The 20,990-nt window shown below is 50.3% G+C and carries 17 protein-coding genes; 5 read left to right on the forward strand and 12 right to left on the reverse strand.

Features of this window, described 5'->3' with window-relative positions:
- Positions 1-983 precede the first annotated feature (983 nt).
- A complete protein-coding gene (locus tag FJM74_RS14685) occupies positions 984-1,997 on the reverse strand; it encodes a YihY/virulence factor BrkB family protein (protein ID WP_187263382.1) in 1,014 nt (337 codons plus the stop codon).
- Positions 1,998-2,183: 186 nt separating this feature from the next.
- Here FJM74_RS14685 and gltX point away from each other — a divergent pair, with 186 nt between their 5' ends.
- The 3 genes from gltX to FJM74_RS14700 all read left to right on the forward strand — a co-directional run bounded on the left by gltX (position 2,184) and on the right by FJM74_RS14700 (position 5,356).
- The gene (gene gltX / locus FJM74_RS14690; protein WP_187263383.1) at positions 2,184-3,725 is read left to right on the forward strand and encodes a glutamate--tRNA ligase; all 1,542 of its coding nucleotides are present in this window, start codon (positions 2,184-2,186) and stop codon (positions 3,723-3,725) included.
- 462 nt (positions 3,726-4,187) lie between these two features.
- Positions 4,188-4,547 (forward strand): hypothetical protein, encoded by a 360-nt coding sequence (locus tag FJM74_RS14695; RefSeq protein ID WP_187263384.1) that lies wholly within the window; start codon positions 4,188-4,190, stop codon positions 4,545-4,547.
- 38 nt (positions 4,548-4,585) lie between these two features.
- Positions 4,586-5,356, forward strand: a complete 771-nt coding sequence (locus tag FJM74_RS14700; protein ID WP_187263385.1) for a TIGR00266 family protein — start codon at positions 4,586-4,588, stop codon at positions 5,354-5,356.
- Between the two features lie 339 nt (positions 5,357-5,695).
- On the opposite strand, the gene FJM74_RS14705 is transcribed toward FJM74_RS14700, so the two are convergent.
- The 3 genes from FJM74_RS14705 to lptB form a co-directional block, all read right to left on the reverse strand.
- On the reverse strand, positions 5,696-7,183 hold the full coding sequence (locus FJM74_RS14705; RefSeq protein WP_187263483.1) for a GH3 auxin-responsive promoter family protein: 1,488 nt from the start codon (positions 7,181-7,183) through the stop codon (positions 5,696-5,698).
- A 73-nt stretch (positions 7,184-7,256) separates the two neighbouring features.
- On the reverse strand, positions 7,257-7,637 hold the full coding sequence (locus tag FJM74_RS14710; protein WP_187263386.1) for a four helix bundle protein: 381 nt from the start codon (positions 7,635-7,637) through the stop codon (positions 7,257-7,259).
- 49 nt (positions 7,638-7,686) lie between these two features.
- Positions 7,687-8,418, reverse strand: coding sequence for an LPS export ABC transporter ATP-binding protein (gene lptB, locus FJM74_RS14715; protein WP_187263387.1), 732 nt, complete (start codon positions 8,416-8,418; stop codon positions 7,687-7,689).
- A 273-nt stretch (positions 8,419-8,691) separates the two neighbouring features.
- Between lptB and FJM74_RS14720 the strand changes: the two genes are divergently transcribed.
- Positions 8,692-9,504 (forward strand): glycoside hydrolase family 25 protein, encoded by an 813-nt coding sequence (locus FJM74_RS14720; protein WP_187263388.1) that lies wholly within the window; start codon positions 8,692-8,694, stop codon positions 9,502-9,504.
- A 59-nt stretch (positions 9,505-9,563) separates the two neighbouring features.
- The gene (locus FJM74_RS14725) at positions 9,564-9,974 is read left to right on the forward strand and encodes a transmembrane 220 family protein (protein ID WP_187263389.1); all 411 of its coding nucleotides are present in this window, start codon (positions 9,564-9,566) and stop codon (positions 9,972-9,974) included.
- A 175-nt stretch (positions 9,975-10,149) separates the two neighbouring features.
- Here FJM74_RS14725 and recJ read toward each other — a convergent pair whose 3' ends face one another.
- The 8 genes from recJ to FJM74_RS14765 form a co-directional block, all read right to left on the reverse strand.
- A complete protein-coding gene (recJ, locus tag FJM74_RS14730) occupies positions 10,150-11,856 on the reverse strand; it encodes a single-stranded-DNA-specific exonuclease RecJ (protein ID WP_187263390.1) in 1,707 nt (568 codons plus the stop codon).
- 248 nt (positions 11,857-12,104) lie between these two features.
- The gene (locus FJM74_RS14735) at positions 12,105-13,934 is read right to left on the reverse strand and encodes a tetratricopeptide repeat protein (protein ID WP_187263391.1); all 1,830 of its coding nucleotides are present in this window, start codon (positions 13,932-13,934) and stop codon (positions 12,105-12,107) included.
- A gap of 569 nt (positions 13,935-14,503) precedes the next feature.
- A complete protein-coding gene (locus FJM74_RS14740; protein WP_187263392.1) occupies positions 14,504-16,615 on the reverse strand; it encodes a peptidylprolyl isomerase in 2,112 nt (703 codons plus the stop codon).
- Between the two features lie 170 nt (positions 16,616-16,785).
- Complete coding sequence (locus FJM74_RS14745; RefSeq protein ID WP_187263393.1) at positions 16,786-18,102, reverse strand: hemolysin family protein; 1,317 nt, start codon at positions 18,100-18,102, stop codon at positions 16,786-16,788.
- Between the two features lie 16 nt (positions 18,103-18,118).
- A complete protein-coding gene (locus FJM74_RS14750) occupies positions 18,119-18,289 on the reverse strand; it encodes a hypothetical protein (protein ID WP_187263394.1) in 171 nt (56 codons plus the stop codon).
- A complete protein-coding gene (gene lptC, locus FJM74_RS14755) occupies positions 18,286-18,825 on the reverse strand; it encodes an LPS export ABC transporter periplasmic protein LptC (protein ID WP_187263395.1) in 540 nt (179 codons plus the stop codon). The genes FJM74_RS14750 and lptC overlap by 4 nt, the downstream gene beginning before the upstream one ends.
- A gap of 158 nt (positions 18,826-18,983) precedes the next feature.
- Entirely contained in the window at positions 18,984-20,276 is a 1,293-nt protein-coding gene (locus FJM74_RS14760; RefSeq protein ID WP_187263396.1) for a PorV/PorQ family protein, read from the reverse strand.
- Positions 20,269-20,988 (reverse strand): type III pantothenate kinase, encoded by a 720-nt coding sequence (locus FJM74_RS14765; protein ID WP_187263397.1) that lies wholly within the window; start codon positions 20,986-20,988, stop codon positions 20,269-20,271. The genes FJM74_RS14760 and FJM74_RS14765 overlap by 8 nt, the downstream gene beginning before the upstream one ends.
- Between the last annotated feature and the right edge of the window lie 2 nt (positions 20,989-20,990).

Raw genomic sequence — 20,990 nt, forward strand, 5'->3', positions numbered from 1 at the left:
GCAATGAGGCCGCGAAAGTTAAATCTCATAAATTTTTGGCTAAAAGTTGAAAGTTAATCTGGCTAAATGGGTACTATAAAATTGTGTTATGCTCTGTGTCTTACTACAAAAAATACCTCCTTATTTAAAATTTTGATTTAGTATTAAATTAATTATTGATACATACTATTATTATTGAATTGGCTATTATTTTTGTCCTATAAGCCATCAAACGATTTAAATATGAAATTTTTATCTGGCGCTTTCCTCGAGAGGATAACTTTTAGCGTTTTTGGACATTTTATTAGTGCTCGCGCATCACAAATGTAGAACAGGAAATATCAAATAAAAATACAACTATAACAAAACAGGGTGAACTGTATAAACCTTTATGTAAAAGCCTACATTATTTATGTTAACAGTAATTCCCATAAGTGTTCAATACTTCATTATCATCTTTATTATATTGCACTTTATTAATCCAAAATTCAACAATATGAACATAGGCATTTTATAATCTTAATTCAGTTACAAACAAACGATCTTTCATTTACAGTAAGAGAGGAGGAATGAAGCTAAATATAAATATATTAATATGTATATTATAAAAATATTTATTTCTGTTTTTGGTGTTACCGTTGTTTAGCTTAATTAAACACCATAGAACGGATTTGATGAGAAGGGAAAAAAGTATCCAATACTAGGAAACAGGTGTTTGTGAGATAATTTAGATCTGGTGAAAAAACTAGTGACACCAAAGAAGTGGCCGTTCAGCGGTTCCTATAGAGCGCTTTTCCTGGTACTATTTAAATTATAATGGAATGGTGAATCAACAGCAGCATGCTTGTAATCGTACAGGCAAACAGGATTACCTCCAGGATTTGTTATGTGGCCCGGACCAACAGACGGCAGTTTAGCTAGCTATCCGGCCACCAATTATTCCAATAAAATACCCCCTCAGGAGCCTGCGGCTGCTCCACCACACACGACCAACCGCCAGCACGCTAAATGTTCTCGCCGGCAGATCTGTCTTTCTCTGGCACCTCTTGTTGCTCCTCTTCTCCGTATATTTCCTCGGCAAACTTGCCTGGCTCCGCGTTCACCGCCGAGTGCCCCACGTTTAGCTCTTGCCGCACAAAGCGCACCGCATAGTCGGCCGGGTATATATTATGGCCGTACTTGCGCGAGTACACAAAGGTGAAAACGGCGCCGAAAAAGATCATCTGCGAGATGAAGAAGACCCAGGAGAGAATAATGATGACGGTGCCTGCCGCTCCGTAAGCCGAACCGACGTCGGCCTTGCCCAGGTAAAACCCCACCACGCCTCGCGCAATGGAGAAAAGAACAGCCGTTACGAAAGCCCCCACCCACACATCGCGCCACCTTATTTTCACGTCAGGCAGGTATTTGTAAATGCAGCCTATCAGAAGCATCACCAGCAGCAGGTTCGACAGGAAGTTTGCCACATGCAGCACATAAAACACCCAGCCCGAAAAGCGGGCCGTCAGGAAATCGCCGATAGCCACCAACACCGCATTGGCCAGTAACGACACCAGCAGCAAAATAGCCACCGCCATAATCATCCCGAAAGAAAGCACCCTGTCGAGCAACAGCTTCAGGTAGCCGCGCTTTGGCTGCGGCCGCACATGCCAGATCTCGTTCAGCGAATCCTGCAGCGACACAAACACGCCGGTGGCCGCCACAAACAGCACCACAATACCAATGAGCGTGGCAAAGTTAATGTCGGTAAAATCGTTGATGTTCTCCACCATTTTCTGCACCTCGTAGGCCGCCTCCGACCCGATGAGTTCCTTTATTTGGTAATAGATCTCGCCAGACACGGCCCGCTCTCCAAAAAAGTAGCCAGCCGCGCTAATGATAATGATCAGGATAGGTGGGAGCGCGAAAACAGTATAATAGGCCAGGGCTGCCCCCTTCTGAAAAGAGTTGTTGTCCAGAAACTCCAGCCAGGTTTCTTCCAGCAGATACCATGCAATCTTTAACCGCTTTGCAACCATTAACAGGGGCTTATAACTTTCTCTACAAATACGGAAACCATTGATTATGTTTTTATTAGGGCCCCAGGTTTTCCAGCCCCTGATTCTTTGGGCGCAACGCGAATGCCTAAGCGTGCCATTACCGAAAGGCCACAATATTTTGTACCTTTGTGCCGGATTTAGACAAGAATTTTTCAGTAACCATACATGGAAAGAGAAGTAAGAGTACGCTTTGCCCCGAGCCCAACCGGGCCTCTGCATATAGGCGGCGTCCGCACGGCCTTATACAACTACCTGTTTGCCAGGAAAATGGGCGGCAAAATGATTTTACGTATCGAGGATACAGACCAGAACCGCTTTGTGCCTGGCGCTGAAGATTATATTCTGGAGGCCCTGAACTGGTGCGGCATCACCCTCGACGAAAGCCCTGTTGCCGGCGGCCCTTATGCCCCCTACCGCCAGTCGGAGCGCAAGCCCATGTACATGCAGTACGCCCTGCAGCTGGTAGAGAGCGGCCACGCCTACTACGCCTTCGACACGGCCGAGGAGCTGGACGAGATGCGCGAGCGCCTCAAAGCCGCCAAAGTAGCCACGCCGCAATACAACGCCATTACGCGCGCCACCATGAAAAACTCCCTCACCCTGCCTGAGGATGAGGTGAAGCGCCGCCTGGAGTCCGGCGACCCATACGTGATCCGGCTGAAAGTGCCCCGCAAAGAAGAGGTGCGCCTGAAAGACATGATACGCGGCTGGGTAATGGTACACTCTTCTGCCATAGATGATAAAGTACTGATGAAGTCGGATGGCATGCCGACCTACCACCTGGCCAACATCGTAGACGACCACCTGATGCAGATCACGCATGTGATCCGGGGCGAGGAATGGCTGCCGTCGGCCCCGCTGCACGTGCTGCTGTACCGCTACCTGGGCTGGGAAGACACCATGCCCGAGTTTGCCCACCTGCCCCTGCTCCTGAAGCCCGACGGCAACGGCAAGCTCAGCAAGCGCGACGGCGACAAACTGGGCTTCCCGGTGTTCCCGCTTCGCTGGACTGATCCTTTTTCGGGTGAGCTGTCGAGTGGCTACCGTGAGGCTGGCTACCTGCCCGAGGCTTTTGTGAACTTCCTGGCGTTTCTGGGCTGGAACCCGGGCACCCAGCAGGAGATCTTCTCGCTGGAGGAGCTGGCACAGGAGTTCTCTATAGAGCGCATCGGCAAGTCCGGCACCCGCTTCGACATACAGAAGGCGCGTTGGTTTAACGAGCAGTACCTGCGCGCTAAACCCGATGCAGAGCTGGCCAACTACCTGCTGGCGGCCTTGGAAGAGCACCAGATCAGTTGCACGCCTGAGAAAGCCGAAAAAATAGCCGGCCTTATGAAAGAGCGCGTGAGCTTTCCGCAGGATTTCTGGCAGGAAGCCGCGTACTTTTTTGTAGCTCCGACCGAGTACAGCGAGAAAGTGGCCTCTAAGAAATGGAACATGCAGGCAGTGTCTGTTTTTCAGGATTTCAAAAACGAGCTTCCGGCGCTGGCAGATTTCAACGCAGACGCGGTGAAGGATTTGCTGCTGCAGATTCTGGAGCGCCATGGCATGAAAATAGGGCAGGTAATGCAGGCGCTTCGCCTGGCTGTAACAGGCGCAGAAGCTGGCCCCGACCTCATGCAGATCATCGAGGTGATCGGCAAGGAAGAAACGATGAGCCGCATCGAAACCGCCATTGCCAAGCTGAGCCACTTTGCAACGGCCTAGGAAGCCGCCTCTGTTGTCAGCAACGCCTCTGGAAGGCTGTTTTCATTCGAATAATTGCTGGTTGCTAGTTGTTGATTGTTAAATTGTTAGATGGTTTAATGGTTGGTTTGAAGATGAACCGGATAACACCAATCAACTCTCAACTCAATAGAAGTCTACCATCTAAAATCTAGCATCTATTGTCTAAGAGAGTCTCCAGAAGGCCATTTTCATTAGAATAATTACGACGCATCAGGCATTTAAAAAGAGGCTGATCCATTTCGATGGGTTAGCCTCTTTTTTGTTTCTGCAAATAGCCTTGCAAAGTAGCCTCCGCCGCCATTTGCAACTATTTCCTGAATTCGCCTTATACATGTGTTTAAGAAACAGACGTTAGGTAACCAGGAGGCAGCGAGACAATTAGTAGCAGGACGAGCGGCAGGCCACTGCTACTATGCTTGTGTCTCTTTAAAAACTAAAACTATGGCAAAGAACAAGAAGGAAAGCAAAAAGAAGTCGCGGGTGCACAAGGACCTGGAAGGCTTTGAGATAAAAGTGAACCAACAGGGCGAAATCATCTCCAACTACAACATCGACCAGATTAACGAATTCCTGAACAAAAACGTGGAGGACAAAAAGCTTCTGAAACGCGATGCCGCCGAACGGGCCCTGCGTGAGGAGGAAAACGAGTTCCATGTGGAGGAAACCGAAGAAGTGGAAGAGACAGACGAGGACTTTGTGCGCAACACCAATGCCCTGTCTGACGACGAGGACGATGTACCTGTACGGGGCAAGAAAAAAGGCGTGGAGGACGACGAAGAAGAAGTTGATGATGAAGTATAACAAAATCATATATTGCATCTGAAACCTTATTTCAGACTATGAGAAACTCACACGAAATCGACTACAAGATTTTCGGCAACGACATTCAGGTGCTGGAGATCGAGCTGGACCCCAACGAAACTGTAATTGCCGAAGCCGGTGCCATGGTGTACATGGAAGAGAGCATAGAGTTCGAAACAAAGATGGGCGACGGCTCCAATCCCAACCAGGGCTTTTTCGGCAAGCTTGCCTCTGTCGGCAGCCGCCTCCTGACTGGTGAGTCGCTGTTTATGACCCACTTCACGCACCGAGGCTATAGCAACAAGAGCCGGGTGGCTTTTTCAGCGCCTTACCCCGGCACCATTCTGCCCATTGCCCTGGACAAGGTACCGGGCAACACACTGATCGTGCAAAAAGATGCTTTTCTGGCAGCGGCGCTTGGCACCAAGGTAGCCATGCACTTTAACCAAAAGCTGGGGGCTGGCCTGTTCGGTGGCGAAGGCTTTATCCTTCAAAAACTTTCCGGCGACGGCCTGGCCTTTATACATGCCGGAGGCACTATTGTAGAAAAACAACTCAACAACCAGACCCTGCGTGTAGACACTGGCTGTGTGGTAGCCTTTGAGCCTGGCATTGACTTCAGTGTGCAGCGGGCCGGTGGCTTAAAGTCGATGATCTTTGGTGGGGAAGGAATCTTCCTGGCCACGCTGCGCGGCACTGGCCGTGTGTGGCTGCAATCTATGCCGGTGAAGAAATTGATAGAGGCCCTCATGCCCCGCGGCGAGAACGCCAAGAAAGAAGGCGGTTTTATGAGCAGCTTTCTGGAATAGCAACGCAACAAAGACCTCACAGCGTCTTTCAGACCTATGAGTGTCTCTTGGTTAAGGCTCACAAGTCTGGAAGACACTGTGAGCCTTAAAGCACCAACCAGAAGAGGCGAGCAGCTGTACAGCTGCTCGCCTCTTCTGGTTGGTGCTTTTTTAGATGCTAGATTTTTGTCTGAATCAGAATTTACAGAATTAAAGAATGTTCAGAATATTTTAACCTTATGTTTTCTGAACCTTGTTGGTTCCGTACTTTTTAGCTAGTCAAAGCCATCTCCAAAATCGACCATTTAACAATTAAGCCATTTATCCATATATGAATTAGCACATTAAATCATTAGCACATTAACCAAGTCCATTCACCTCCAGTATCTCCTCCAGGTACTCGCGGGTGTTGGCGAGGCGGGGCACTTTGTTCTGGCCGCCCAGTTTGCCTTTGTGGCTAAGCCAATTGGTGAAGGTGCCTTGTGGGGCAGCATGTATGATGGGAGCCACCAGTGCAATGTCTTTGTGGCGTTTGGCATCGTAATCGGAGTTGATCTCGCGGAGGGAGTCGTCGAGCACCTGCTTGAATGTTTCCAGATTGTTGGGCTCTTTTTCGAATTCGATGATCCACTCGTGCCCGCCGCGTTTGCCGCTCTCCATATAAACAGGAGCTGCCGTGAAGTTGGTAATAATGGCACCGGTGGCATCGCAGGCTTTGGTAATGGCTACCTCAGCATTTTCTACAATCACCTCTTCGCCAAAAGCATTGATAAAGTGCTTGGTACGGCCGGAAATTTTGATGCGGTACGGGTTCAGGTTGGTGAACTTCACCGTATCGCCGATTTTGTAGCGCCACAGGCCGGCATTGGTCGAAATCACCAGAGCATAGTTTTTGCCAAGCTCCACCTGGTCGAGCGTAAGCACTGTAGGGTGTTCCTCTTCGAACTGATCCATGGGGATGAACTCGTAGTACACGCCGTAGTCCAGCATAAGCAGCATTTCGTCTTCGGTACCAGCCTGGTCCTGTATCCCGAAAAAGCCTTCGGAGGCATTGTACACCTCCAGGTAATTCATTTTATCAGAAGGAATAATCTCCTTGAACAGCTGCCGGTAAGGGCCAAAGGCTACAGCCCCGTGTGTGAACAACTCCAGATTGGGCCACACTTCCAGAATGTTCTGCTTACCGGTTGTTTCGAGAATTCGCTTCAGGAGCACATAGGTCCAGGTCGGCACCCCCGACATGCTGGTGACGTTTTCCTGCACCGTGAGCTCCACCATCTTGGCAATCTTTTCTTCCCAGTTGTCCATGAGCGCTACTTTTAGCGGAGGGGTTCGCATGGCCTCGGCCCAGATAGGCAGGTTCTGCATGATCACCGCCGACACGTCGCCGCAAGAGGTTTTGGCATTGAGTTCGTTGGGCCGGTGGCTCCCTCCTATCGAGAGGCCTTTGCCGGAGAACAGCTTGGTTTCAGGATAAAGGTTTACGTAGATGGAGAGCATGTCTTTGCCGCCTTTGTAGTGACACTCCTCCAGGGCCTCGGGGCTTACAGGTATAAATTTGCTGCGGGCATTGGTCGTGCCAGACGATTTGGCGAACCACTCAATATCGCTGGGCCATAGAATGTTCTGCTCGCCCTTCATGACCCGCTCTATGTGCGGAAACAGGTCTTCGTAAGTAGATACCGGCACCCGCTCCTGAAACTCTCTTACAGACTTAATGTCTTTGTAACCGTATTTCTTGCCCCACTCTGTGTCTTTGGCCGTGCTGATCAGGTTCTGAAACAATTCCTGCTGCACATCGTGCGGGTACTTCCGAAACAGATCAATCTGATGGATCCGCTTCTTCATTACCCACGTCACTATTGAGTTTATTATTTCCACTTTTTTGATTGCTGTTTGTTGATTGTTAGTTGCTAAGAAGCTACTGCTGCAGGTTCATGTTCGTTACCTTTATCAGGCTGTTAAGCATTTTAGGCAGTTTCTGCAGTGTTGAAAAAACATACTCGTATTCTTGCTGCGCCAGTAGCTTTCTAATCCTGCACTTCTCATTCCAATCCAAGCACTCATATACTGAACCTCTTGCATACCTAAAAAATTGTATTTTCTCTTTCTTCCCATGTCGTCCAAAGCCCTCGGCAATATTGGCTGATATACTGTCGACAGCTCTTATGAACTGCTGTCCCACCGTATTACGGGCAAAGTTCTCCCATTGCTCTACCCTCAGCCATAAAAAATTACTTAGGTTGAAAGCGGTTTTGTAGACCTCAATATCGTTTAACTGTACATGTTTTCGTTCCTGCATACTGCGCAAAATCCAAACAACAATCAACAACTAACAACCAACAATCAGGTCAAACCTTCCGCTTCAGTTCGAAGTGCTTGCCCAGGTATACCCGGCGCACCTGCTCGTCGGCGGCTAGTTCTTCGGCGGTGCCGGACTTCAGGATCTTGCCCTCAAACAGCAGGTAAGCTCTGTCGGTGATGGAGAGGGTCTCGTTTACGTTGTGGTCTGTGATAAGGATGCCGATGTTTTTGTTCTTGAGCTGCGCCACAATGCCTTGAATTTCTTCTACGGCAATGGGGTCTACACCGGCAAAGGGTTCGTCGAGCAGCACAAACTTCGGGTCTACGGCCAGGGCACGGGCAATTTCGGTACGGCGGCGCTCCCCCCCACTCAGCACAATGCCTTTGTTCTTGCGCACGTGCGTGAGCGAAAACTCCTCCAGCAGGTCTTCCATCTTCTCTTTCTGCGCCTGCTTGGTCATGTTGGTCATCTCCAGCACCGCCAGAATATTTTCTTCCACAGTTAGCTGCCGGAACACCGAGGGCTCCTGCGCCAGGTAACCCACGCCCCGCTTGGCCCGCTGGTACATGGGTAGCGTGGTAATGTCTTCCTTATCCAGAAAAATCTTCCCTTTATTGGGTTTCACCAGCCCCACAATCATGTAGAAGGAGGTGGTCTTACCGGCTCCGTTGGGCCCTAGCAAGCCTACAATCTCGCCCTGGTTTACTTCTACGCACACATCGTTTACGACCATGCGCGACTTGTATTTCTTAAACAGGTGTTCTGCTCTCAGTTTCATTGTGGTAATTTACTTAATAAACTTGCGCCCTGCAACGGACGCTGCCCAGGCTCTCTACTTCAAAGGTCGCCGCTTATACAGCTTAACATGGCGACAGATGCTTTCAGATGAAATTATTCTAATGAAAAGTGCCTTCCGGCATTGCGGCCGCTGCATGGGCTAAGGCCTGTACACAGGCAAAGTTCATGCTTATTTAGCTAAATACTCTATAAAAAGCTTGATTTTTACTTGCTGTCTGCTTAGCTTGTACAACTTACAACTATTCGTTACCACATGCTTACTGCCCTTGTTTTACTTGTTTCGCAGAAGCTGAGCTACATCAGCTTGCTGTTCATGGCAGGCTTTGCCGGTATGCTCAGCACCTCTGAGCCAGTGCCTACTGAGGACGATGGCAAACCTGCTACCAACGTCACAAAGACAACCAGCCTGAGAGGTATTGATGTGTCGAGGTGGCAGCACGAGGTTGACTGGCACCAGGTAAAAGAAGCCGACATTACGTTTGCCTTCGTAAAAGCCTCGCAAAGCGACAGCAGGCAGGATCCTTACTTTGAGCGCAACTGGCAGGAAACCAAGCGGGTGGGCATTAAGCGTGGCGCCTACCATTTCTTTATACCTACAGTGCCTGCCGTGGACCAGGTTAGGATTTTTAAAAGCCTGGTACGGCTGGAGGCCGGCGACCTGCCGCCCGTGCTCGATGTGGAGGTGGCCGACCCTACTATCGGTGGGGAGCAGTTCCGGGAGCAGATCCGCATCTGGCTGGAGGCCATAGAAGACCATTACGGCATGAAGCCCATGATCTACTCTAACCAGAACTTTTACCGCCGCTGGCTAAAAGGCCATTTCAACGAATATTCTTTCTGGATCGCGCGCTATAACACAGCACAACCCGTACTGCACGGAGATGATACCTGGAAGTTCTGGCAATACACCGACCGTGGCACGCTACCTGGCATTAAAGCAGCCGTAGACCTCAACTTCTTCCCCGGCGACTATGATACGCTGCACGCGCTTTGCCTGCCAGAACTGCCTGCCACTCAAGAAGAAGACCTGCTGCAGCAACTCAGGCACAGGCAACCGCTGCCGTAGCGGCTGTTGTTCAGCTTCCGGCAGCAAAATTTATCGTGTAACTTCTATCATTTAAAAGCATGAAGCTAACCAGCATATTTTACGGCTTTTGGTGCCTGGCCTTTTTGCTCTTCACTTACTGGCAGCTAAACGATCCGGATGCCTGGCTGTGGCTGCTGATCTATGGCTTTGCCGCGCTGATGTGTGGTTTGGCGGCCTTCGGCATCTACTTCCGCTATGTATTAACGGCCTTTGCGGTCTTGTTCCTGTTTGGCTTCGCATTGCTTTATCCAAGCTCTGTATCAGATTGGATAAGGCAGGAATGGGCGCAGAAAGATCTCTCCATGAAAACCAATGCCATGGAGCAGGCCCGCGAGTCGTTTGGGCTGTTGGTGGCAGGTATAATGATGGCACTGGCCGCAGCTACAGGCTGGCAAAAGCACCGGCAACAGAAAGCCCTGCCGCAAGAATCTCTAAAGGCAAGACATTGATTACCGGCAAATTATTTGAATGAAAATGGCCCTCCAGAGGCTTTTTAGATGCTAGCTGCATTAGACTGGTGGCCTGTAGCTGGAAGTCAGGTAGTGGGGATTTATAAGCTAAGTATTTCCTCTCCCTATCTTCTCATTTTCAAATTAAAAACATCAGTCTACTCTACTATAGCAGCTATTTTACCCGAATGTCTTTGATGCGCAGCTGGAGTGTGGAAACGCCTCTGAAAATGTTTTCCTCGATGGTATAGCACACGTCGAACGGAATACCTTTGGAGATGGCATCGTAATAGTCGCTAAGGCCGAAGCCAATGGCATCGATGGAGTAGTAGCCATCCTGGGTGAGCGTAAGCTTCAGGTGCGAACTGCCCACCACGCGCACAGCCCCTGTATCGTACACGCATTCCGACACAAAAACCGGCTTCATGTTGCCCGGGCCGAACGGCTCCATCTGGTGCACGATCTTATAGAAATTGCGGGTGACCTGGTTCAGCTTTATTTTGGCGTCTATCTCGATCTGCGGTATCTTCTGCTCTTCGGTAATAGTGTCAGACACAAATGCCTCGAAACGCTCCCTGAAGGCCGGAATATTCTCTACGGGCAATGTCAGGCCGGCGGCATACATGTGCCCGCCAAACTGGTCGAGCAGGTCAGAGCAGCTTTCGATGGCGTCGTGCACATTAAAGCCATGCACCGAGCGGGCCGAGCCGGAGGCCTTGCCATTAGACTGGGTCAGGATGATGGTAGGACGGTAGTATTTCTCGATGCAACGCGAAGCCACAATACCGATCACGCCTTTATGCCAGGAGTCTTTGTACAACACTGTAGAGTTGGCATTCCGTAGAAAATCGTCTTCCTCGATCATCTGCAGCGCCTCTTTGGTAATGTTAGTGTCTTTGCTGCGGCGCTCCTTGTTCGATTCGTTTATGACGTCTGCCACCGCGTAGGCTTCCTCCTTGGTTTCGGCCAGCAGCATCCGCACCGAGCGCTTGGCATCGCCCATGCGGCCAGCGGCGTTTATGCGGGGCGCAAAGCCAAATACCACACTCGTCACATCCATCGGGCCCGTAATGTCAGCCAGCTCCTTGAGCGCCTTCAGCCCCGGACGCATGCCGGCAGCACCATTTATCTGCAGCAGGCCGTAATGGGCCAGCACGCGGTTCTCGCCTGTAATGGGCACAATGTCAGCGGCAATGCTCACCACCACCAGGTCCAGCAGCTTAAATGCCTCCCGCTGCTCTATGTTATTCTGAATACAGAAGGCCTGTATCAGCTTAAACCCGACCCCGCAACCAGACAGCTCTTTAAAAGGATATTGGCAGTCGGGCCGTTTGGGGTCCAGCACCGCCGCTGCCTGCGGAATGTCTTCGTCGGGCAGGTGATGGTCGCAGATAACAAAATCTACTCCCAGTGAAGTCGCTAAGGCCACTTTATCAGCTGATTTTATGCCGCAGTCCAGGCTGATGATGAGCGTAAAACCGTTCTCAGCGGCCCACTCCACTCCCTGCTGCGACACGCCATAGCCTTCTTTGTACCTGTCGGGAATGTAAAACTCAATATGTTCGGTGTAGTTGCGCAGAAAGCTGTACATGAGCGCCACCGAGGTGGTGCCATCTACATCGTAATCGCCATAGACCAGAATTTTCTCAGATTTATGAAGGGCCTCGTTGATGCGGTTTACAGCCCGATCCATGTCCTTCATCAGGAACGGGTCGTGGAGGCTGCTCAGGCTGGGGCGGAAGAAGGCCTTGGCCTCCTCGAAGGTGCAGATGCCGCGTTGGCAAAGAATATCGGCCAGGGTCTTGCTAATCTTCAGGCTCTCTGCCAGTTCTGAAACTACTTCCGGCAGTTGCTCTTCGTTGTAAACCCATCTTTTCTCCATATGCTTCAGCTCGCGTAACCTGTTGAGTTGCAAAGGTAGGAATTTAGCGGAAATCTGGCTGTGGCATATCGCTTCGCCCCTACCGGATTTCCGAAAATTTATATCTTTGTGCCGGTATAACAGGTTAGGAGATGAAACGATTCAAAGAGTTTTATGAGAAGTGGAAAGATTATTCACTGGACATTGTGATGTACGGTTTTTTCTTCCTCTTTCTGTTGCTGCTCTTCCTCTTCTTCGGAGATTAGGCATTACTGAGTAAGGTTGTCGCCACGGAGGTTGCGGAAACGCTTGCGGGCCTCGGCCACATAAATGCTCCCCTGGTGCTTTACCAGCAGGTCGTTGTAGAGTTGCATGGCCTTTTCTGAGTCTTTGAGGTTTTCCTCGTAGATAAAAGCCATTCTGTACAGGGCATCGTCGCTCAGGATATCGATCTGCGGGTTGCTCACAATCTTATCTAGGTTGGCTAGGGCCTGCTCAAAGTTCCCCATCCGCTCATACAGGTTAGCCTTCTGAAAATAGATCTCGTCCGTCAGGCTATGTCCCCTGAATTTTTCCAGCATGGCATCCAGCCGGGTGTTTGCCTCTTCCAGCTTGTTCTGGAACACGAGCAGTTCAATAGCGGCGTATTCTTCCATGGCTACGGTAGAGGTATCGAGTCCGGTGTTGTCGGTAATGAGCAGGCTCAGCTCCATGGCATCGTTGGCAATTTCGCGGCTAGTGGCCAGTTTCAGGATGTCGAGGTGGGCCTGGGCCAGCTCAAAGTCGCCTTTGTAGTAGTTCAGGCGGGCATTTCGCAGCTTTGCCTCGTGGCCTATGCTCGTCTCCTTATGCGATTTCTCCACCTGCGAATACAGCAGCGTAGCCTCCCACGGCTCCCCCTTCAGGAGGTAAATATCGCCCAGGGTCAGCTTACACTCCGCTACCAGGTTGGGGTTGGCGCGTGGCATGGCGATGGCCTCCTGCAGCAGGGCAATGGCTTTGTCTTTTTCGTCGAGGTGTAAGGCGTAGAGGCTGGCCATGTGCGGCAGCACCTCCACCGAGTTGGTGTTCCGGCCTACCTCTGTCAGCAGCGCCTCATACTCCGTTATCAGGCTCCGGATTTTGCCCAGATCTACCGGAAACGTGTTCTCAACCTGCTCCTCGCGGGCATTGATCAGCCGCTGCCGCGCCATAAAGTAGTACGGCCCATCCGGATATTCCTTCACCATGTACTCGTAGGCTTCTATGGCGCCTTCGTAGTCTTTGTTTTCAGCACTGATGGTGCCTAGCTCCATCACGCGGGTGCCGCCGCTGCGGGTGCGCTTGTCTACAGAGCGGGCCTGCAGCAGGGCGCTATAAAAATCTTTCCGCTGTATGTAGAGCCATATCAGCAGTTCGTTGTAAGAGAGCTTATCGGGCTCCAGCTGCACCTTGGTCAGCAGTTCTTTCTCCAGCAGGTCGAACCCTTTGTCGTCGCGGAGGCTGTTCTGCAGCATGTTCTGCACATAGCCCAGTTCCTGCTCATTTTCCTGCAGCAGTTGCAGTGCCTCCTGTATCAGTGGCTCATTTTTCTGGCGATGGGTGTAGAGCGCGATCAGCTGACGGTTGTATTCCATTGGGTTTTTGCTGAGTTCCCGGCCCCGCAGGTAGGTTTTCTCGGCATAGTCGAACAGGCCGTGCTGCATAAAAATACTGGCAACAGCTATTACCTCCCCCTGGCTCAGGTTGCCGATCAGCTTATCGTAGTGCTTCTCGGCCGCCGCCTTATCTCCTGACTCCTGGTACACAATGCCCAGGTCCACGGCATAGGCCAGGGAGTTGGCGGAGCGTTTCATGGTTTTCTTCACCAGTTTCTCCGCCTCCTTGTAGTTGCGCTGTGCCAGCAGGGTTTTCAGGTAATCGGGGTACACCACGTGGAACAGGCGCTGGTCGTCTATCAGTTTGGCAAAAAGGTTCTCTGCCTTCTCCAGGTCGCCCTTGCTCAGGTATTCCCGCGCCAGCTCCACCTCCTGCTGCTTCGACTGGGCAGCCAGGTTGGCAGGCGCCAGCAACAGCAGTACCAGCGACAGTAGCAGGCTTGAAAAAATTCGTGTCCACATAATAAATCTACAACGGCATGACAGCCATTTTGATATGAGAAATGGCTGGTTTTTAAAGATAAATAAAAAGGAAACAGATTTCAGGAAAAAGAATTTCAGACGGCAGCCTGTTGCATATTGGGAGAAAGTTTAAAAGCTTCCTCTGATACATTCTTTCAAAGCCTCCGATTCGACCACACAATTCCTATCTGATTTGCACATCAGCACCCAAACAAATTATTCCAATGAAAAAGGTCCTCAGGAGGGTTCTGCTGTTGCTGCTCCTGTAATAAGTGTCAATTGTTTTGCTGCCGGAATTCTGAATAATTTCCCGGCAGCATGTGTAGCAGCAACAGAACAAATAGGCTCTGGAGGGCCCTTTTTATTCAAATAATCAGGTGTACACCAACCTTTGCAGCGCACGTAGCTCCTGCAAGGGTTTTGTCTGGAAAAGCTGCTACTGATCCTTCAGACGCTCGCAGGAGCTGCGCACGCTGCAAGGGTCTTTGCTGCTTCTCTTTGAAGCTAAAACAAAAAGAGCCACTCAAAACTGAGCGGCTCCTTTTGTTACGAATTCTTCTTTTTGCTTATTAGAAGAACTTCACACGGTTGTCTTTCACATCAGCCTTTTCTTTGATGGCTTCGTAGGCGTTAGACTGGTTGCGACCTGTACGCATATTTACCAGCTGCTGCTTCACCTCTGTAAAGTCTTCGGTTTCAGGAGCTTTGTTTACCTGCACCAACTCTACCATCAGCACACCATTCTGACCTTCGAAAGGAGCAGTACGGGCACCTGGCTTTAAACCAAATGCTTTGCCCACGGCCACAGGCTCAAAGCCAAGACCTGTGATGGAGCCACCCGCAAACGTTACGTCGTCGGCAGTTCTGACAGTGGCAGCAGGGCCGTAGCTGGAGGCAATGGCTTCCAGGGTACCGTTGCCACCTTTCAGTTTTTCGGCAATCTGTTTGGCTTTCAACTCGTTGCGAACAGCGGCAGTCAGTTCATCTTTGATGTCTTCTATCTTGGCATAACCTTTCTCGCGCTTGCCGGTAAGGGCAGCTACCACATAAGTATCGTTAATCTCAAACACTGGCGATACGTCTCCTACAGATCTGTCTTTGGCATAGGCCCAACGTACCAGTTCACGCGCATTCTGCAGGTTGTTTACCATTACGTTGTTTTTACCGATGTTGGCAGCTTCTTCTTTTACCAGTGTGCCGTTCTTTTCTACATTCTCTCTAAAACCGCTCAGGTTGCCGCTGGTACCAGAAAGCTCATCGGCAACGCCATAGGCCAGGCCTCGCGTTGTCTCGCTTGCCTCAACAGCCCGTTGTACGGCAGCCAGTTTGTAGGTCTGATTGGTTTTAGGCGCGGTGATTTTAATGATATGGTAGCCGAACTCTGTTTCTACCGGGTTTGGCAACAGGCCTGTGGAAGAGGCGCCGAAAATGGCTTTCTCAAACGCAGGCACCATTCTGCCTTCGCCGAACCAGCCCAGGTCACCGCCCACTGCGGCAGTTCCGTCTGTGCCGTGTTGTGCCGCCATCATGGCAAAGTCTGCTCCGTTCTGGATCTGAGCCAACACATCTTTGGCTTTGGCCAGGGCGGCTGCCTTGGCTTCCGGGGTATCGGCGTCTGGCTTGATCAGGATATGGCTGGCACGCGCTACACTCGACTCTCCTTCTTTGGCATCAATTACTTTAAAGAGACCTACTGTACCGTTTGAGGTATAAGGACCGTAAACTTTTCCTTCTTCTAAAGGCAGGCTGCTGCGCAATTGCTCCGGCAACTCGCTAACAGGCTGGTAAGAACCGTCGAAAGACGCATCTGAGTTCATGTTCACGAAAGCAGAATCGTTATCGGCGGCGGCAAACTGCTCTTTTAGTGTAGAGAATTCCTGCTGATAATAGGTGCTGTCTTCGGCAGAGGCGCTTACCGGAATGGTAACAAACTCGATAGAGCGCCCTTCCTCTACTTTATAGGCATCTTTATGGCGCTCGAAATAATCCTTTAGTTGCGCATCCGATACCTGCACAGCAGAATCAGGAATAGAACCGTAAGGCACAAACAGCGCCTTGATGCTGGCCGTTGCGTTCTGGGAGCTATGGTAGTTCTTTGCTTCGGCAGCAGTAATGTAAACAGACTTGGTGAGCATGTTCATATACTTGCTCTGCACACGGTCCTCTACCAGCCCTTGCTCAAAGTTAGTCCACATAGGGCGGGCTTGTGGGTCCATCTGGTCGAGGTTCTGCAGGTACTGTACGATCTGGCTGCGGTCGAACTCGCCCGTTTGCGGGTTCGTGAAGGCCTGACGCACAGATGGGTGAATGTTTTCGCCCTGCACCATGTCGAACAGCTCTTCTTCTGTTACCTCTATGCCCAGCCGGTCGTATTCTTTCTGCAGCGCGATCTTAAACACGAGGTTGTTCCAGGCCTGCTCGCGGATCATGGCCAGCTCTGTTTCTGTTGCCGATCGCCCTGACTGATTTTCGTAATTGGCCTTAATTTGCTGGAAAACCTGATCAAACTCAGTGTAATCAATATCTTCGCCGGCTACTTCGCCAATCGTGGTGTCGCTGCCGCCCATAAGCCTTGAGTTTGGAGCAAGCAAGTCACCGCCTACCACAAACACACCAAGCCCGATGGCGATAAAGCCAACTGCCCAACCAGACTTCTCTCTAATCTTGTTAATTAATGCCATTTGTTATACAACTTAATAAAGGAATGTGCAAAATAAGGTTAATCGCACTAAATTTCAAAATTTTATAAATATCTGTTTCAGAGCTTTATCAGAATTAATGTTTTGTGCTGCAAACGAACCGAAAAATAACAAGCGTTCGCTCTTCAGCCCCCTGCGGCTGCCAGGCACATTCAGGATTTGCCAGCGCGTACATCAGCAGCAACTTCCTGCCCTTCTGCTGCTTTTACCAGCTTCACGGCATTTATTCTGTTCTCGTCCATAGAGAGCACGGTAATGGTAAAGGGTGGCACCTCCACCACATCGCCTGGCATTGGAATTTCGCCGGATGCCGACAGGATAAACCCGCCCAGTGTCTCGTAATCTCCTTCCGGAATAGCGAGTTCGTACTTGTCGTTCAGGTAGTCGATCTCGTGCCGGGCGCTCAACAGAAAAGTCCCCTGCTCCGGCAGAACCTGCTCCAGGAGAGAATCTTCGTCGTACTCGTCGTGTATCTCGCCAAATATCTCTTCGATCACATCTTCTACCGTCACAATGCCCGAGGTGCCTCCAAACTCATCTACCACCACCGCCACCGAGCGGTGCTCTGTTACCAGCCGCACAAACACCTCGCTGGCCAGCATGCTTTCCGGCACCAGGCTCACCGGCGACAGGATCTCGGCAATGGTGGCAGGCTGCTTAAACATGGCCAGCTGGTGGCAGTAACCTACTATGTTATCGATGGTATCGTCGTATACCAGGATTTTGGAATGGCCGGTGCTCACAAAGGCCTCTTGTAACGCTTCTATGCTGTGTGCTAGTTCCACGGCTTCTATTTCGGTGCGCGGCACCATGCACTCCCGCACTTTTATGGTGCGGAACTCCAGGGCATTATGGAAAATCTCAGAGTCCACTTCAGGTATCTTCTCTGTTTCAGGGCGATACAACCTGTTCCGGATATAAGCATTCACGTCGGTGAGGCCAAAGACAGGCTTCTCTACCGAAAACTCTACTCTAAATACCTTCTCGGCCACCCATTGGCTCAGGCTCACGATCAGGTACACGACCGGGTAGAGCAGGTAATAAAAGACCAGCATAGGCACTGCCAGCACCTGCAGCATGCGGTTAGGGTTTATCACAAACAGGCTGCGCGGAATATACTCGGCCGTAAAGAGCACGATAACAGAGGCGATAAGGACCTGCAGCACCAGAATAAGGAAGCTCAACTGCAGCGGCTCCGGCAACAGAAAATAGAGGATGTTGTGCAGGATGCCTGCAATGGCAAAACCATAGAGCACCAGCGCCAGCACGTTGCCAATAAGTGCCGTACCCATAAGCCGCGACGGGTTTTTTAGCAGAAAAGTCAGGATGCGGCCTGATAACACGCCGTTTTTTTCATCCAGCTCTATCTGTATGCGGCTGGCAGAGGTAAAGGCGATCTCTATGCCCGAAAAAAAGGCCGAGCAGAGCAGCGCCATAAGAAGTAATATGATCTGATTGGGGTCTATCATGTTAACTTGTACAGCATCAGGCACTGTTGCGCTTTTTCCTGTGGCGGTACACCATAAACAGGATCAGCGAAACCATAAAAATCCAGTAATTGGTGGCTATATCCGTTTCAATACTCTTGTGTATGCCTATCACCATGGCCACAAAAGCCAGCGCAAATAAGATGGTGTTTAACAGACTCTGGTTCATTCTTTTTCTAGTGCAAAGCTGCCGGTCACTTTCGTCATCACCCATGGTGAGAACTTCTGGTTGGTACGCAGCCCATATCCTGTAATTACTTCGCTGTCTGTGGTTATTTTCACAAACTTATCAGTATAGATCTTGTCTCTGTTCTTATCCCAGAACAGCTCTTCTGTTTCTATTTTCTCTTTCTTCTGCAGGTTCTCCACCACTACGTTGCCTGTAACGTGGTAGAGGTTCTTGTTTCGGTCCTGCTTGCCGTAGTTGGAGCGCAAGGTAGAAGTCATCACGCCCGGCTCATCATAAAACTCTATGTACACTCCCTTCGGGAAAATGGCGTCCCCGTTTTCGAACTCCTGCTGCACAGGGGCTTTCATTTTTATCAGGAGCCGTGCCGAGTCGCTAAAGAGCGTGAGCACATTGTTGTTTTCTATCAGCGGCCCGGTATACTTAATCTCTTTGTCCGGGTCTTTCAGGTCTTTATCGCAGGCAGTGCTTACTACAACCAAAACTGCCAGCACGCCCAGTATCCACGCTTTCAGCATAGAATATATATTTTTATTAATAGTGAATATACTAAATTATTTTTACAAAGGTGCTTCTGCCTACCCAGCAAACCAGCAGCAGCGGGCACCGCTCCATAAAAAAAGCCGCTACGAGAACGGCTGCTTTTACACTATAATGCTTTTTTTATCAGAAAGGTTTATTCTAAGCGGCGCTTTAAAAACCACCTGCTGTTTATGGTAAAACCGATGCTGAAGTCGAAATAGTTTTCCTGTATCAGCCCGTTAGCGGTAGTTCCTCTGCGGCCTGCTGAAAAGGCTGTGTTCAGCTGGTAATAATCATACATGGAGGCCTGCCCGATCGGGAAGGTCATACCCACCGTTAAGGCCATATCTTTTAGCTGTTCTCCGTTAACCGTGTAAGGAGAGTCGCCATATCTTACGCCGCCACGGTAGGTTACCCGCTTCAGATAGTTGCTCACCGAATTCGGATCAGGCGTATACTCAGCACCCAGGGCCATGGTATAGCTATCGCCTAATTCACGCACCCCGTCAAAACTGCGGAAGTCGGACCATTTCTGCGTATAGTACTCTGCGGCAAGCGTAAAGTTATTGCCATTGTCGATGCTCAGGCCGGCACGAATGCTGGCCGGGATGGTAGAGGCACCTTTGGCACTATCGGCCAGAATATTCTGCTCCAGAACTGCATCAGATAGATTTCTGCGCTCGTAAGCGCTGTTGCGCTTTGTGCTAACGTCTGAATTAAGGCTGTAAACGGCTCCGGCTCCAAGCGACCATTTGCCGCTGATCTTCTTCCTATAGCTCGCACCTGCCTTGAACAACAGATCGGTGTAGCGGGTGCGCTCGCTATACACCACCATCTCCCGGCTGATATTGACCAAGGACGTATCTTGTATAAGTGAGGCAGCATCTTTAGTGATCGTCCCGAAAAGATAGGAGACACTTGCGCCAACGCTCAACCCCTCGGCTATGCGCACGCCATGTGCAAAGTTTACCTCGTTTATGCCTCCCTCGCCTGTGTAATACCGGTATACTGTGGCATTGGGGTTGCTGCCCAGCGGAGCGGTTTCGGTAATATCGTAATTAACCGTACTGTAAGGCCTCAGACTAATGGCAGAGCTCCACCTTTTGGAAAGAGGCACTCCCAATGTCAGGTAAGAAAGGTTGGCATTTCCGTCTGTACGCGACAGCGAGGCGTTTTTTGTATTCCGCACCTGCCCTGCTATGCCAATATCGAAAACGGTGGTGGTGTTAAAATAAAGGAGGGCCGGGTTGGCCGTGTTGGCCTGAAAGTTATTGCCGGCACTTACGCCTACGCCAGCCATACCGTTAGTGCGGATTGTGCCGTGGTTCTCATTCAGGTCGCCTAAACCGTAGCGGGAGTAAGGAGAATTAGAAAAATTTTGCGCCTGCACGGCCTGCGCCAGGCAAACCACGGAAGCGCAAATTATTAAACGTAGTATTTTATACATTATGTGCTAATATTCTTTGGAGCCCAATCAGGATCAGTTCAGGAATTACAAAGATGCGTCCTTTTAAATTACTTTCAAAAAAAGCTGCGTCGCCACCACAAACTATAACTATAAGATCTTTTGCTTTTTGCGAATAAATCTCGATAATCCCGTTCACTTCGGCCACTGTACCGGCCAAAACACCACTCATAATAGACTCCTGCGTGGTTTGACCTATCAATGGAAAGTTTTGATCAATTTGTTGTACTAACGGCAGCCTGCCCGTAAAATTATGCAGGGCCTTGTATTTCATCTGCAAACCGGGCGAGATGCTACCGCCATGGTACCGCCCCTCGCTGTCCAGAAAATCGTAGGTAATGCAGGTGCCCGCGTCAATTACCAGACAGTTGCGGCCCGGGAAGAAATAATGTGCTGCTACTGCCCCTGCCTTCCTGTCGGCTCCCAGTGTTTCAGGCGTTTTGTAAAGGTTAAGAACAGGCAAAGCTGTCTGCGCCGAAAGCTCCAGGAAGCTCCCTGACACAGACAGCTTTGCCTGTAAAAATTGCGTGTCGCCTGCCACCGAGGCTGCTATGGCATGATCAAAAACCTGGTTCTGCAGTTCCTGCGGAATGCTCGTTTGGTTCCCAAAGCTGCCATTTGTGAGCAGGTTCTCCTCTTCGAAGATCCCATACTTACTGCCGGTGTTTCCTATATCGATGACAAGGCTGCGCATAG

Source organism: Pontibacter beigongshangensis (assembly GCF_014332515.1).
Lineage (GTDB): Bacteria > Bacteroidota > Bacteroidia > Cytophagales > Hymenobacteraceae > Pontibacter > Pontibacter beigongshangensis.